The organism is Clostridium tertium (genome assembly GCF_017873245.1).
GTDB lineage: Bacteria > Bacillota > Clostridia > Clostridiales > Clostridiaceae > Clostridium > Clostridium tertium.
Genome location: NZ_JAGGJY010000003.1, coordinates 152,513 through 168,182 on the forward strand (window position 1 = coordinate 152,513; position 15,670 = coordinate 168,182).

16 protein-coding genes and 1 riboswitch are annotated in these 15,670 nt (G+C 27.7%); of the genes, 15 read left to right on the forward strand and 1 reads right to left on the reverse strand.

The window, feature by feature from the left end; genetic code table 11:
• From J2Z25_RS05880 to J2Z25_RS05945, 14 genes are all read left to right on the forward strand, one after another.
• Window positions 1-642 (forward strand): V-type ATP synthase subunit D, encoded by a 642-nt coding sequence (locus J2Z25_RS05880; protein WP_008676926.1) that lies wholly within the window; start codon window positions 1-3, stop codon window positions 640-642.
• Between the two features lie 230 nt (window positions 643-872).
• Complete coding sequence (locus J2Z25_RS05885; protein WP_097033637.1) at window positions 873-1,826, forward strand: MraY family glycosyltransferase; 954 nt, start codon at window positions 873-875, stop codon at window positions 1,824-1,826.
• 201 nt (window positions 1,827-2,027) lie between these two features.
• Window positions 2,028-2,561, forward strand: coding sequence for a GNAT family N-acetyltransferase (locus J2Z25_RS05890; protein WP_142691182.1), 534 nt, complete (start codon window positions 2,028-2,030; stop codon window positions 2,559-2,561).
• Window positions 2,562-2,721: 160 nt separating this feature from the next.
• Window positions 2,722-2,845: riboswitch (SAM riboswitch) on the forward strand.
• 169 nt (window positions 2,846-3,014) lie between these two features.
• A complete protein-coding gene (gene metF, locus J2Z25_RS05895; protein WP_209739088.1) occupies window positions 3,015-3,908 on the forward strand; it encodes a methylenetetrahydrofolate reductase [NAD(P)H] in 894 nt (297 codons plus the stop codon).
• 62 nt (window positions 3,909-3,970) lie between these two features.
• A complete protein-coding gene (locus tag J2Z25_RS05900) occupies window positions 3,971-4,429 on the forward strand; it encodes an S-ribosylhomocysteine lyase (RefSeq protein WP_209739090.1) in 459 nt (152 codons plus the stop codon).
• 281 nt (window positions 4,430-4,710) lie between these two features.
• Complete coding sequence (locus J2Z25_RS05905) at window positions 4,711-5,187, forward strand: NADH-quinone oxidoreductase subunit NuoE family protein (RefSeq protein ID WP_209739092.1); 477 nt, start codon at window positions 4,711-4,713, stop codon at window positions 5,185-5,187.
• A 1-nt stretch (window position 5,188) separates the two neighbouring features.
• Window positions 5,189-7,093 (forward strand): NADH-ubiquinone oxidoreductase-F iron-sulfur binding region domain-containing protein, encoded by a 1,905-nt coding sequence (locus tag J2Z25_RS05910; RefSeq protein ID WP_209739095.1) that lies wholly within the window; start codon window positions 5,189-5,191, stop codon window positions 7,091-7,093.
• The gene (locus J2Z25_RS05915) at window positions 7,094-8,821 is read left to right on the forward strand and encodes an NADH-dependent [FeFe] hydrogenase, group A6 (protein ID WP_209739098.1); all 1,728 of its coding nucleotides are present in this window, start codon (window positions 7,094-7,096) and stop codon (window positions 8,819-8,821) included.
• Window positions 8,822-9,104: 283 nt separating this feature from the next.
• Entirely contained in the window at window positions 9,105-9,656 is a 552-nt protein-coding gene (locus J2Z25_RS05920) for a DUF5317 family protein (RefSeq protein WP_209739100.1), read from the forward strand.
• Between the two features lie 29 nt (window positions 9,657-9,685).
• Window positions 9,686-10,147 carry a hypothetical protein gene (locus J2Z25_RS05925; protein ID WP_008676936.1) on the forward strand — a complete coding sequence of 154 codons (462 nt, stop codon included), beginning with the start codon at window positions 9,686-9,688 and terminating at the stop codon, window positions 10,145-10,147.
• Window positions 10,144-10,821, forward strand: coding sequence for an accessory gene regulator ArgB-like protein (locus tag J2Z25_RS05930; RefSeq protein ID WP_209739102.1), 678 nt, complete (start codon window positions 10,144-10,146; stop codon window positions 10,819-10,821). Before J2Z25_RS05925 ends, J2Z25_RS05930 begins: the two co-directional genes overlap by 4 nt.
• Window positions 10,802-10,936 (forward strand): cyclic lactone autoinducer peptide, encoded by a 135-nt coding sequence (locus tag J2Z25_RS05935; protein WP_008676938.1) that lies wholly within the window; start codon window positions 10,802-10,804, stop codon window positions 10,934-10,936. Before J2Z25_RS05930 ends, J2Z25_RS05935 begins: the two co-directional genes overlap by 20 nt.
• Window positions 10,937-10,992: 56 nt before the next feature.
• Window positions 10,993-12,693, forward strand: a complete 1,701-nt coding sequence (locus J2Z25_RS05940; RefSeq protein ID WP_142691176.1) for a diguanylate cyclase — start codon at window positions 10,993-10,995, stop codon at window positions 12,691-12,693.
• A 76-nt stretch (window positions 12,694-12,769) separates the two neighbouring features.
• Complete coding sequence (locus J2Z25_RS05945) at window positions 12,770-13,675, forward strand: Gfo/Idh/MocA family protein (RefSeq protein ID WP_209739104.1); 906 nt, start codon at window positions 12,770-12,772, stop codon at window positions 13,673-13,675.
• A gap of 30 nt (window positions 13,676-13,705) precedes the next feature.
• Here the strand turns inward: J2Z25_RS05945 and J2Z25_RS05950 are convergent, their stop codons facing one another.
• The gene (locus J2Z25_RS05950; protein ID WP_209739106.1) at window positions 13,706-14,842 is read right to left on the reverse strand and encodes an AI-2E family transporter; all 1,137 of its coding nucleotides are present in this window, start codon (window positions 14,840-14,842) and stop codon (window positions 13,706-13,708) included.
• A 208-nt stretch (window positions 14,843-15,050) separates the two neighbouring features.
• Between J2Z25_RS05950 and J2Z25_RS05955 the strand changes: the two genes are divergently transcribed.
• Window positions 15,051-15,641, forward strand: coding sequence for an NUDIX hydrolase (locus J2Z25_RS05955; protein ID WP_209739109.1), 591 nt, complete (start codon window positions 15,051-15,053; stop codon window positions 15,639-15,641).
• Window positions 15,642-15,670: the final 29 nt, after the last annotated feature.

The following is a 15,670-nucleotide window of genomic DNA, read 5'->3' on the forward strand; positions in this document are numbered from 1 at the left end:
ATGGCAAGATTAAATGTCAATCCTACTAGAATGGAGATGTCTAAGCTAAAAAAGAGATTAGCAACAGCTACAAGAGGACATAAACTTTTAAAGGATAAGCAAGATGAGCTTATGAGACAATTTGTTAATCTTGTCAAATATAATAATGAATTGAGGAAGTCTGTAGAAGCAGAGCTTCAAGGATCTCTTAAGGACTTTGTTATGGCTAGAGCTGTTATGAGCTCAGAATTTCTAGAGGAAGCAGTAGCTTATCCTAAAGAAAGTATATCTGTTGAAGTAGGAACTAAAAATATAATGAGTGTTAATGTTCCGGAGATGAATTTCCATAGACAGCTTGAAGGAGATGAAGGAAGTATATTCCCTTATGGTTTTGCAAGTACGTCATCTGAATTAGATGATTCAATTGCTAAGCTTTATGGAATCTTACCAAAGTTATTGGAACTTGCAGAAGTTGAAAAGTCAACTCAACTTATGGCAGATGAAATAGAGAAGACTAGAAGAAGAGTTAATGCTCTTGAATATATGACAATTCCTTCTCTGCAAGAAACTATCAAGTATATAAGAATGAAACTTGATGAAAATGAAAGAGGAGCTTTAACTAGATTAATGAAAGTTAAAGATATGATACAAGCAAGAAATTAAAAAATGTCCCCTTTTGGGGACTTTTTTTATATTAAAGCAGAAATAGTTACGTTGGCTTTAAATGAGATTTATACAATAAGTATTTTATATTTTTTATTTTAAAGTAGGAGATAGAAATCGTCATAGTTTTGTCATTGATAATAATATTTATAAATAGTATAATAAGATAATGAATTTAAGAGACATAATGAATTTGAATAATATTACAGTTAAGAGGTTAAGGAGAAATTATGCGATATATATTATCTTTTATATTAGCATTTTTAATAGTGTATTTAATAACACCAATTTTGATTAAATTATCTTTTAAATATAGCTTTACAGACAAACCTACAAAAAGAAAAAAACATAAAGGTGAAACTCCACTTTGTGGCGGATTAGCTATGTTTATAGGATTTTTTACAGTATATTTTACAGTTAACAATTATACATCGATTAAAGAAAAATCATGGATATTACTAGGCTCAGCTTTAATATTATTAATAGGATTAATAGATGATAGTTTCAAAACTAGAGGAAAGGAGTTTCCTATATATCCAAGATTAATAATTCAATTATTGGCTGCATTTATTATATTTAAATCAGGAATAGTTTTTAGAGGATTTACAAATCCGTTTACAGGGGTTTATATACAGTTATCAGGAATAATACAATTTATACTTACAATTACATGGATATTTGGAGTAACAACGGTTATAAATTGGTCAGATGGTATGGATGGACTTGCCGGTGGATTATCATTGATTTCATCAATAACATTTGCAGCAGCTGCAATTATTCTAGGACAAAGTGAATCTATAAGTATGTCACTAATAGTAACAGGAGTAACTTTAGGATTTTTAATGTATAATAAATATCCAGCAAAGATTTTTATGGGAGATTCAGGAGCAAATTTTTTAGGGTTTATATTGAGTATAATAGCTTTAGATGGTGCCTTTAAACAAGCAACTTTAATGAGCTTATTTATTCCAATACTAGCTCTAGCAATTCCTATATTTGATAATTTGTTTGTTATAATAAAAAGATTTATGGACGGAAAACCAGTATATCAAGCGGATAGAAGTCAAATACATTATAGATTGGAAGCTAAGGGATTTACTCCAAAGCAAGTTGTAACGTACATAAATATGGTTAGTTTAGCCTTTAGTATAATTTCTATAATATTACTTTTAATAAAAAACTAGCATAAAATATTTATTATAAAAATAATAAAAGGATTTGATTTATATATAAAATAAGTATATAATTATTGAAATAAAATAATTAATTAGAAAATTCAGCCAAAAGGCTGAATTTCTTTTAAAGAAAATAGTTTGAAGATTCAAAAAAATAATCAACTATCCAGTGTCAATTATCCATTATCATTTGTAAAAGGGGGGATTATCATGTATAGTGGTAAATTAGTAAAATTAAGGGCGTATAAGGAAGCGGATATAGAAAAAGCAGTAGAGTTTATAAATGATGAAGAAGTGAAAAAACTATTAGATTCTAACATTCCATTTCCAATGACTAAATGGCAAGAAGAAGAGTGGGTAAAAAGTAGAAAAGCAAATTCCGATTTTACTTATGATTTTGCAATTGAGGATTTAAAAACTGGAAAATATATAGGTGGATGTAGCATTAATGAATGTAATGTGAAAAATAGAACTTGTGAAATAGGCATAATGATTGGGGACAAAGAATACTGGAGCAAGGGATATGGAAGCGATGCATTAAAATTGCTAATAAAGTTTATATTTGAAGAAGTAAATATGAATAAGATAAAGCTTAAAGTTTTTTCTTTCAATAATAGAGCTATTGCATGCTACAAGAAAGTTGGTTTTAAAGAAGAAGGTATATTGAAAAAAGAGTTATATAGAAGTGGAAAATATTACGATGTAATACCAATGGCAATTTTTAAAGATGACTTTGATAGTTAAAATCATCAAATATGAAAGTTATAGATAATTCTTTTGTGAATTTGTTTCTATAATTTAGTAGCTAAAGAAGTGTATTTATAAATTTTAATTTAAAATATATAATTTCAATATATTTACAAATGTTTGTAAATAAAATATAATATAGAAAAAGAAGATTTAAAACTTATCAAGAGTGGTGGAGGGACTGGCCCTAAGAAACCCAGCAACCTACGTAGGTTAATTATAATGAATGATTTTCATTTATATAACCTCATTGTGTGGTGCTAATTCCTGTTAGATAAGGGTAATTCATAGGCTGTATATTAATACCTAAAGGTTATCCTTTAGGTATTTTTTTATATATAAAGAATAACTTTCAGCTATCAATATCCATTGTTAAATATAAACTATCAATAGAAATTGTAAATTATCTATATATATTATCAATTATTCATTAAAAAAAGGGGGCAAAACATGAATATAAATAATTTATTTGATAAAAAAGAGGTGGTTTTTTCTTTTGAGATATTTCCACCAAAACAAAAATCAAAAATTGATACTATTTACAATACTTTAGAGGAATTAAAAGATTTAAAGCCAGATTTTATAAGTGTAACATACGGGGCAGGCGGAAGCTTATCTAAGAACATGACATGTGAGATTTCATCAATAGTAAAAAATAAATATAAAATAGAACCATTAGCTCATTTAACATGTATAAACTCAAATAAAAACCAAGTAAATTCCATTTTAGATAACTTAAAGCAGTCAGGGATAGAAAATATATTGGCTTTAAGAGGTGATATTCCGTTAGGTTATAAGGGAAGTAATGAATTTGATCATGCAAGTGATCTTATAAAGCATATAAAGCAAAGGGGAGATTTTAATATAGTTGGGGCATGTTATCCTGAAGGACATTTAGATAGTAAAAACTTAGAGGAAGATATAATTAATCTAAAGAAAAAACAAGAAGCTGGTGCTACACACTTAATTTCACAATTATTCTTTGATAATGAGTACTTTTATAGTTTTTTAGAAGAAAAAGAAAAGTACAATATAGATATTCCAGTACAAGCAGGAATAATGCCAGTTATAAATACTAAACAAATAAATAGAATTGTTTCATTATGTGGAGCTAAGCTACCAAAGAAATTTATTAGGATAATGAATAAATACGAATTTAATCCTGAGGCATTAAGAGATGCTGGAATTGCATATGCTACAGAGCAGATAGTAGATTTGATATCAAATGGAGTAGATGGAATTCATTTATATACTATGAATAATTCGTATGTTGCTAAAAGAATAAGCACAAGTATATTTTCTATATTAGATACTATAAATAATTGTGAAAGATTAATAAATTAGTTAATATATTAATGAGGATAGATATTTAAAGATAAATAAGATAGTTATGTGGAGGATGTAATATGGAAAAAGTAGAAAGTTTTGAATTAGATCATAGAATAGTTAAGGCACCATATATAAGAAAGTGTTGTTTGCTAGCAGGTACAAAGGGAGATAATGTAACAAAGTTTGATATTAGATTTTTACAACCAAATAAAGAAGCCTTTGGAACAGCTGCGATGCACGGACTAGAGCATCTTTTGGCACATGAATTAAGAAGTAGATTAGAAGGAATAATAGATTTATCACCAATGGGATGTAGAACTGGATTCTATTTAAGTATATGGGGAGATAGAGAAGCTTATGAAATAAAAGAAGCATTAGAATTATCTTTAAGAGAAGTTTTAAAGGCGACAGAAATACCTGCTGCTAATGAAATTCAGTGTGGAAACTACAGAGACTTATCATTATTTGGAGCAAAAGAGTATGCTAAGGAAGCTCTAGAAAAAGGTTTTTCATTAAGTATATATGGAGAAAAATAAGTGTTTTATGCAGAATTATAAGTTGATTTTAAGTATAAGACATATAATAATTTATTAATGAATAAAAATATACTATAAGATATAGGAGTTGTATTCTAATATGAAATGATTAGAATACAACTTTTTTATTTCCTATGTAAGTATAAATGAAATGAGATTTAATAGCCAGTAAAATAAATCAATAGTGGCAGGTATTTTATATATTTTAAAAAAAATAGAAATATGATACTATTTAATTGTTAGAATATTTTAAAAATTCAGTTAAATATGGGGGAGATAATTTGAGAGAGAAATGTGGTAAATTTAAAGATTTAGAACTATTTATCCAAGAAGGGAATGATGATGAAAGTTCATTAATTTCTGTATTACATCATGCCCAAGGATTATATGGGTATTTAGGAAGAGAGGTTCAGGAGTATATAGCTTATAGATTAAATATACCAGTATCTAAGGTATATGGGGTAATAACTTTTTATTCATATTTTTCTACAGAACCAAAAGGAAAGTATGTAATAAGTATATGTACCGGTACAGCATGTTTTGTTAGAGGGGCATGTGATATATTAGAGGATTTTAAAAAGATACTTGGAATAAAAGAAGGGGAAACAACTAATGATGGATTATTCACTTTAGATACATTAAGATGTGTTGGATCATGTGCTATAGCACCCGTTGTACTTGTAAACGATAAAGTTTATGGATATTTTACCAAGCCTCAAGTAAACGAATTAATAAATAATTTAAGGGAGCAAGGTTAATATGGAGAAAATAAGTACTTATAATGATTTATTAAAAAAATATAAAGAATGTAAAAAGAAAATAGAGGTTAGAGAAAATCCAGAAAAATTTAATAATGATGAAATAAAAGAAAGGCATATATTAATTTGTGGAGGACCAGGATGCAAAGCATCAAATTCTGACAATATCTTAAAGGCATTTAATGAAGAAATAACAAGATTAAATTTGCAAGAAGATGTAAAAGTTATAATGACAGGATGCTTTGGATTTTGTGCAAAGGGCCCTGTAATAGAAATTATGCCAGATAAAGTATTTTATATAAAGGTAACAGAAGAAGATGTCAAAGAGATAATAGAAAGTCATGTTCTTGAAGGTAAAGTTGTAGACAGGCTGCTTTATGAAAATGAAGAAACTAAGGAAAAAATAAAAGTAAAAGAAGAGATACCTTTTTATAAAAAACAAGTGAAAATAGCATTAAAAAATTGTGGAGTGATAGATCCTGAAAATATGGAGGATGCTTTAGGTGTAGGAGCTTACACAGCGCTAGGCAAAGTATTAACAACTATGACTCAAGAAGAAGTTATAAAAGAAGTAAGTGAATCTGGACTTAGAGGAAGAGGCGGTGGAGGTTTTCCAACGGGAAGAAAGTGGGAAGCTGCTAGAAGAGCAAATGGAGATGTAAAATATGTAATTTGTAATGCTGATGAAGGAGATCCAGGAGCTTTTATGGATAGAGCAATATTAGAGGGAGACCCTAATTTAGTATTAGAAGCAATGGCTATTTGTGGTTATGCAATTGGAGCTAGTAAAGGATATATTTATATAAGAGCGGAATATCCATTAGCTGTTCATAGATTAAAAGTAGCATTAAAGCAGGCGAAAGATATAGGACTTTTAGGAAGTAATATATTAAATACAGGATTCAATTTTGATATTGAAATAAAGTATGGAGCAGGAGCTTTTGTTTGTGGTGAAGCTACAGCGCTAATTCATTCAATTGAAGGACTAAGAGGAGAGCCAACAATGAAGCCACCAAGGACTTCAGAAAAAGGATTATGGCAAAGACCAACTTGTGTTAATAATGTGGAAACTTTCGCAAATGTTAGTCAAATAATTAACAATGGTGCTAAATGGTATAGTTCAATAGGAGCAGAAAAATCTGCTGGAACTAAGGTTTTTGCTTTAGCAGGAAACATTAATAATGTAGGTTTAGTAGAAATCCCAATGGGAATGCCATTAAGAGATATAGTTTATGAGATAGGCGGAGGAATTATTAACAATAAAGCGTTAAAAGCTATACAAACAGGAGGACCTTCAGGTGGTTGTATACCAGTAGAGTACCTAGATTTACCTATAGAGTATGATACTTTAACATCAATTGGATCAATGATGGGCTCTGGAGGGATGATAGTAATGGATGAAGATAATTGTATGGTTGATATAGCCAAGTTTTATTTAGAATTTAGTGTTGATGAATCTTGTGGCAAATGTACTCCTTGTAGGATAGGGAATAAAAGAATATTAGAGTTATTAAAGAAAATTACTGATGGTACGGCAGTAGAAGAAGATTTAGAAAAAATTAATGAATTATGTGAAGTTGTTAGAGACTCATCTCTTTGTGGACTTGGAGAAGCAGCTCCCAATCCTGTATTAAGTACTTTAAAGTTTTTTAACAATGAGTATAAGGAGCATGTAATAGATAAAAAATGTACTGCAGGAGTATGTAAAGGATTAGTGAAATATGAGGTTACAGATAGTTGTATTGGATGTACTAAATGTTTAAGGGCATGTCCTGTATTAGCTATTAAAGGTAAAATTAGAGAAAAACATATTATTAATATTGATAAGTGTATAAGATGTGGTTTATGCTACGAAGCATGTCCGACTAAAGCTATTATAAAAACTAGCTTAGGAGGTGAATTTTAGATGATAAGTGTTAAGATAAATGGAGTTAATGTAGAGGTAGAAAAAGGAACTAGTATTTTAGATGCTGCAAAAAAACTTAATATAAATTTACCTACATTATGTCATATGTATATGGTGGATGGAAAAACAAGAAATTGCAAGGGAACTTGTAGGGTATGTGTTGTTGAAGTAGAAGGTTGGCATGGATTGGTACCATCATGTGCAACTGAAGTAAGCGAAGGGATGTCAATAAAAACAAATTCTTTAAAAGCTATTAGAGCAAGAAGGACTATAGTTGAGCTATTATTATCAAATCATCCAAAAGATTGCTTAAATTGTGATAAAAATATGAATTGTGAGTTGCAAAAATTAGCATCAGATTTAGGGGTAGATGAGAATAAATATGAGGGTGAAAAAGTAAAATTCGATCTAGATGTTTCAGATGGTTTTGTTAGGGATAGAGAAAAGTGTATTTTATGTAGAAGATGCGTAACTGCTTGTAATGATATTCAAAAAGTTCATGCAATAACAGTAGCTAATAGAGGTTTTGAGACAAATATATCGACATTTTCAAATGACTCAATAAATGAGACTAACTGCACTTATTGTGGACAATGTGTAGCTGTCTGTCCTACAGGTGCCTTAAGAGAAAAAAGCGATTATAAAAAAGTATGGGAAATTTTAGATGATAATAATAAGTATGTTGTAGTTCAAATTGCACCTGCTGTTAGGTCAGCACTTGCTGAAGAATTTGGGTTAGAACCAGGTGAATTATCAACAGGAAAAATTGTAACTGCACTAAAATTGCTATCTTTTGATTCTGTTTTTGATACTAATTTTGCAGCAGATTTAACTATAATGGAAGAAGCAAATGAATTTATAGAGAGATTTACTTTGGGTGAGAACTTGCCGCTTATAACTAGTTGTTGTCCAGCTTGGATAAGTTATGCTGAATCTAATTATTATGATAACTTAAACTTAGTATCTAGCTGTAAATCACCTCAACAAATGTTTGGAACTATAGCCAAAAATTATCTTCCACAGGAGTTATCTATAAAAAGAGAAAATTTAGCGGTAGTATCTATTATGCCATGTATAGCAAAAAAGTATGAAGCAAATAGAAAGGAAATGCAAGATATTGATGGTATAAAGGATGTAGATTTAGTTATAACTACAAGAGAGCTTGCTAAAATTATAAAAGAAGCTGGAATAGATATAGTTAATTTACATGATTCAGAATTTGATAATCCTTTAGGAATATCAAGTGGTGCAGGTACTATTTTTGGAACTAGTGGAGGGGTAATGGAAGCAGCACTTAGAACTGCTTATGAATGGATAACCGGTAAAGAATTAGAGAAAATAGATTTTGAAAATGTAAGAGGACTAGAAGGCATTAAGGAAGCTAAAGTGGATTTAAATGGAAAAGAAGTTAATGTAGCAGTTGTTAGTTCATTAGGAAATGCAAAAAAAATAATGGATGAAATTAAATATGGAAATTCAAAATATCACTTTATTGAGGTAATGGCTTGCCCTGGAGGATGCATTGATGGAGGGGGTCAGCCTTTTATAAAGTCAAATAGAGATGTGCTAAAAAAGAGAATGAATGCAATATATAATGAAGATAAAAATAAAGTTATTAGAAAATCTCATGAAAATCCTATGATACAGAAGCTGTATAAATATTATTTACAAAAGCCAAATAGCTATATTGCGCACCATATTTTACACGTTAATTATAAAAGGATCTAGCTAAATAATATATAATAAGATTAATTATATTATAAAAAATATATTAAAATTTAGTTATATATAAAGGGAAACTTGATGTTTCCCTTTTATTCTAATAAAATTAATCAAAAAAAATAAAATATTGGGAAAAATATCAAATAAAACGTTTTAATTCAAAAAAAACTATGGAAAACAATAACATATAATAGTATAATTACTACGTAAACAAGAATATAAAATCTTTTTGGAGTATATTGATTTATTAAAGAGATTATTGAAAGAATAATAATTGAAAGGACAATATATGATTGAAACTATATTAATTTCGCTAATATTTTGTAAAATAAAGAAGTTAAAAATAAAACCTTTATTTAAAAGTTGGTCTATATATCCAGTATTATTTATGGAGGTAGTTTATTTTATTGTACAAGCTAATATATTTATGGAAAATTATGGGGTTATTAAGTATGCAAGTGTACTAAAAACTATATATTTATGTTCATATTTACCATTAGTTTTTATCTTTAGGCAGTATATAGTTGCTATTATTGGTTCTATTTTTGTTATAATTGGAGGAATATTAAATGATATAGCAATTGTAGCTAATAATGGATTTATGCCTGTTTTTCCAACATTATCATATTTAACTGGGTATGCAAAATTAGATGCTTTTAGTAAGGTAAACGATATACATATATTGGGGGACGAAGCGACTAAATTAAAGATTTTAACAGATATATTTGATATTGGATTTAGTGTACTTAGTATAGGCGATATTTTCATTAGATTTTATGCATTTCTTATAATTTATAATGTAGTAAAGTCTTTGAATGTAACAAATGATAAGATGAATTAGTTAATTCATATAAAAAAGGGAGATATGACATGTTAAAATTACAACCGATAGAATTTTTCTTAAGAGTAATACCAGAAGGATTTCTTTTTATATTTGCTATTTATGTATTTTCACAAATTAATATAACTAGAAAAAATTATATAATATCTAGCTTATTATTTTCTAGCTCAGTGTATATAATAAGATTGCTTCCAATAAATTATGGGGTACATATGACTTTATCAGTACTATTTTTATTGTTTATATCTATAGTATATAACAAAATTGATGTAATTCGTGCAATAAAAAGTATTATAATCTTATATTTAATTCAACTAATATCAGAAGCAGTTAATGTTTTAGGACTTAATTTAATGAATCTTGATTTGGATAAGTTATTTAAAGATCCAATAAAGAAATCAATTTTAGGATTGCCATCATTATTAATTACATTAATAATAATTATTATATTTTATTTAATAAATAAAAAAAGAGGGAAGCTTAAAAAATGAATTTAGAGCTATTATGTAAAAATATATCTTATAATTTAAAAAAAGAATTAAATTTGGATGATGATAAAAGAAGTATCATAGAATATGGTTTATATGCTGTTATACATATGGCTATATCAATATTAACAGTAGCCATATTTGGAAAAATATTTGGAGTAATGTATGAAGCTTTAATTATATCATTCGTTGAAGCTATATTAAGAAAATATTCTGGGGGAGTTCATGCAAGTACGCCATTTAACTGTATATTAATAGGTATAATAGTAGCGGTATTACCAGGATATTTAATTAAAAGTATTAATTTAAATATTAATTATATAGTTTTTATTGGATCTATTATATATATAATTTCATTAATTATTATTTATAAGTTAGCTCCTGTAGATAGTCCAAATAAACCAATAAAAAAAGAACAAAAAATAAAAAAGTTAAAAAAGAGCTCTTTAATAGTATTATCTATTTATATGATTATAGTATGTTATAATATAGTAATGTATTATATCAGCAATAGTCAGATTTTTTTAATTTACTCTGTTTGTATATATGCTGGTATATTATGGCAGATATTTACTTTAACCAGATATGGTCATATTTTAGTAGGTATATTAGACTCTTTATTAATAAAAATTATGAAAATGATAGGAGTTGAAAAAAATGAAAAGATTAAACAATAAAATTTTAATGGCAGTTGCAACTTTCGCTACAGTAATTGCATCAGTAGTAGCTACTTCAGCATGTTTCTGGGCTGTATATCAACCAGAAGAGCCAAAGGCTTTAAGAGATGAATAATTAAATAAAGATCGGATTTATCCGATCTTTATTTAAGTTACTAAGAGGTGGACAATTTGAACAAAATAAATAAAGATAAAAGAAAACAAATAAATGATATGGTTTCAATAGTAAAATTAGCATCATTAATGTTCACAGCTATTATATTTTTTCAATATATTTTTAATGATAATGAATTTTTAAATAATTTAGTATATCAACAAATTATGTTTATGGCATTAGGGATTGTAATGTTATTATTATTAGGAATATATCTTGTATGGTCATTTTCATTAAATGATAGAATAAACAAAAGTAAATATAGAAAGATTATATTTATTGAGAACTTATTTTTTATTGCAATATTCTTTTTAGCAATAACACTTTCGGGGGCTTATGCAAGTGAGTATAAATATATATTTTTATTTATAATAACTAGCTCAACTATACAGTTGGGATTAAAGGATGGAATAACAGTTGCTTTTATTTCTTCCGTTTTAATATTAGGAATGGATATTTTTTGTTTTCCGAATGCAGGAGCAGTTAATAAATATTTTCAAAATGATTTAATACTATCAGGTATTTTTCTTCTTACAGCTTGGCCTTTGGGATTTTATGTTAAAATTGAAGATGAGCATATTAACAAGTTGGAGGAATTAGTAAATAAGGACGGATTAACAGGGGTATATAATCATAGGTATTTCCATGATGCATTGAAAGAGAAAATAATATTATCAGAGAAGGATAAAGAACATACTTCTATGATATTTGTTGATATAGATTATTTTAAGCATTATAACGACCTATATGGACATCAAAAGGGAGATGAAGTCTTAAGATCTATAGGCGATATATTAAAAAATAATATAAGAGAAGGCGATATTGCAGCTAGATACGGGGGAGAAGAATTTGCAGTGATATTACCAAATACTACAGAAGAAGAAGCTTTGTCACTAGCAGACAAATTAAGGTCCACTATAGAGAAAACTAAATTTTATGGAGAGGAAAATCAACCAAGAGGAGTTTTGACAGCTTCTATGGGGGTTTCTGTTTATCCAGACAAAGCTAAAAGTGATGTAGAACTTATAAAGAGCGCAGATGATGCGTTATATAGAGCAAAGTTCTTTAATAAAAATAGAGTTGAGACATATACTTCTATATTAGATGAGCTTAAGAATGACATAGATGAAAAAGATATAGAATTAGTTACATCAATTAAAACTTTAATAAGTGTAATTAATGCTAAGGATAGATATACATATGGACACTCTGAGAGGGTAGTCTTATATAGTAGATTGTTAGCAGAAAAGCTAAAGCTAAATAAAGTTGATACAGATACTTTGATATATGGAGCTTATATGCATGATATTGGAAAAATAAATATAGCTCAAGATGTATTGATGAAGAAAATGCCATTAACAACAGAAGAATGGGAGTTATTAAAGCAGCATCCAGAAAGTGGAGCTGAAATAATAAAACCTGTAAAATCATTAGAAAAGATGGTTCCAATTATATTGCATCATCACGAAAAATATAATGGAACTGGTTATCCAGATGGATTGAAGGGCGAGGAAATTCCTTACTTATCGAGAGTTCTTACTGTTGTGGATAGTTTTGATGCAATGACTTCAAACAGACCTTATAATCAAAGAAAAACATATGATGAAGCTATAATAGAACTAAGAAAATTTAGTGGAAGTCAATTTGATCCAGTTATTGCAGATAAATTTATAGAAGTAATAAAAGAAAATAAAGATAGGTTAGATAATCTTATTTAAGTGAGGGGATTGGTATCTTCTCGCTTTTATTTTATGATAAAATGGAATCAAAATATATTTTAAAGAGGTGAATTTAATGAGAATAGGAATAATTGGTTTAGGAAATATATGTGAAAAGGCTTATTTACCTGTTATTACAGCTATAGAGGGAATAGAAATAGTATTTTGTACTCGTAATAAAAAAAGATTAAATAGTTTATCAAAAAAATATAGGATAAATGAAGCAGTATCTACTGTAGATGAGTTAATTAATATGAATATCGATGCGGCCTTTGTTCATACAGCTACCGAAAGTCATATAGAAATAATAGAAAAGCTTTTAAATAATAATATTCATGTTTATGTAGATAAGCCTATAAGTTATAGTTATGAGGATAGTATAAGAGTTTCTAATTTAGCTAAGGAAGTTAATAAAATATTAATGGTGGGATTTAATAGAAGATTTGCACCAATGTATTCAAACTTAAAAAACTATGGTACACCTTCTGTTATAAAGCTAGAAAAAAATAGAGTAAATAGTCCAAAAGATCCAGTAGTTTTTGTTTTAGATGATTTCATTCATGTTGTAGATACATTAAGATTTTTAATGGATGAAGATATAGAAAGTATAAACGTAAATGGGCTAAAGAGGGATGGGTTAATTTATAATGTTGTTGTTACAATGACAAGCAAAAATACAACGTGTATAGCAATGATGAATAGAGATAGTGGAGCTAATGAAGAGGAGCTAGAATATACATCATCAGGAAAAAAAGTAATAGTTAGAAATTTAATAGATTCAAAGGTACTAATAAATAATGTAGAAGAAAATAAATCTTTTAAAGATTGGGATACTATTTTATATAGAAGAGGATTTGAAAATATAATAAATGAGTTTATTAATTCTGTAAAGTTAGGAGTTCAGGCAATTCCAACAATAGAAGATGCATTAAAGACTCATAAAATATGTGATGAAATTTTAAAGAAGATAAATGAAATTTAATAAGGAAGTGAGATTAATCTCACTTCCTTATTAAATTTTTATATTTTTATTAATTAATCTTTTATTAGTATATTCTTTAATAAGTTGATAAGCTACGCTAAATGTTGGTATTCCAATTAACATACCTATTAATCCCAGTGTACTACCGCCAACTAACATGGCAAGCATAACCCATATTGCAGATAGTCCAACGGAGTTTCCAACTACTTTAGGATAAATGATATTACCTTCAAATTGTTGTAAGCATAAAATAAATACAATAAACCATAAAGCTTGTATAGGATTTATTATAAGTATTAAGAATACAGCTGGAATAGTACCAATAAATGCCCCGAATACTGGAATTAATGCTGTTACTCCGATAAGAACACTAATAAGTAATGAATAAGGCATTGAGAATATATTCATTCCTACAAAGCAAAGGGCTCCTAATATAACAGCTTCTATGCACTGACCTGTTATAAATTTTGCAAAAGTAACATTAGCAAGTCTACCAATCTCTATTATTTTATCTGCTATAGATTTCTTTGAAAAAGCATATAATATCTTTTTAAAATGATATATTAGAGTTTCCTTGCTAGCTAACATATAAATTGTTAATACTATAGAAAGAACAAAATTAACAACACCACTAGTGATATTCATTGTAGTATTCAATATACCAGTGAGAGAAGTAGTTAATAATCCTCCAAAGAATTGAAGTAATTCTTTCCATGTGCTCATTAAAGTATTATATACATTTTGTAAAATTTCAGTTGATGAAACAAATTCATTTATTAATGCTTCGAAAGATTTTATATATTCAGGAACAGTATCTAGCAGTGTTGAAACACTTGATACTAATTGTGGAATAACAAATAAAGCTAAAGCTATTATAAGCCCAATAACAGTAATAAATGTTGTTAAAATAGATAAAGGTCTCTTTAAGCCTCTTACAAAACTTGATTTTTCTTTATCTAAAAAATAAAATACGTTTTTTTCAAAGAATTTCATAGGTAAATTCAATACAAATGCCATTGCAAAGGCTATGATAAATGGACTTAAAATTCCTATAACATTTCCAAATGAACCAACTACATATTTTATATTTAAAAGTACAAAATATAAAACGATCAAATATGTTCCAAGTAAGATATTTTGCTTAAATTTGTTGTTTATTTCTTTCAAATTATACATCCTCCAATTGCTTAAAATATAATAAAAAATTAGAACCAAGTTTAAGTTAGATTATTTTTTAGTACTATATAGAAAATATAATATAATTTTAAATCAATAAGTGAATTAATACCAGTAATAAAAGTTAAATCATTTGTAAAATAAATATGAAATATATATAATAATAACTGTAAATTAAAATAGTAATGGAGTTGAGGGTATGAGTAAGGTAAGGATAAGTAATATAACAACATTAGCAGATACAAAATATTTAAAGTTGTATAATGCAGATTACATAAATAAAAAGGGTAATTTAAGAAATTGGAGTATAGCATCAAGAAAGGATTTAGAAACGCTAAAGAGTAAATTTTTTCATGGAGAAGAAGATAAAATAGATGCAGTTGTAATAGTTGCAAAGCATATAGCAGAAGATAAGTTGGTTGTAATAAGACAATTTAGAGTTCCTATAAATGGCTATGTGATTGAATTACCAGCTGGACTTATAGATAATAATGAAAGTTTTGAAGAGGCAGTGAAGAGAGAATTAAAAGAAGAAACAGGTTTAGACCTTATTAGCATAGATTATAAAAATACTAAAGAGAGAGTTTATGTTTCAGTAGGTATGACTGATGAGTCTGTAGCTCTAGTTCAATGTACATGTGATGGGGATGTATCATCAGATAACTTAGAGGATGATGAAGATATAGAAGTGATAATGGTTTCAAAAGAAGAAGCTAGACAACTTATAGATTCTAATGAAAATATAGATGTTAAAGCACTGCTTGCAATGCAAAACTTTATATTAAGCTAAAAAGGTAGGGAATATCCCTACCTTTTTTA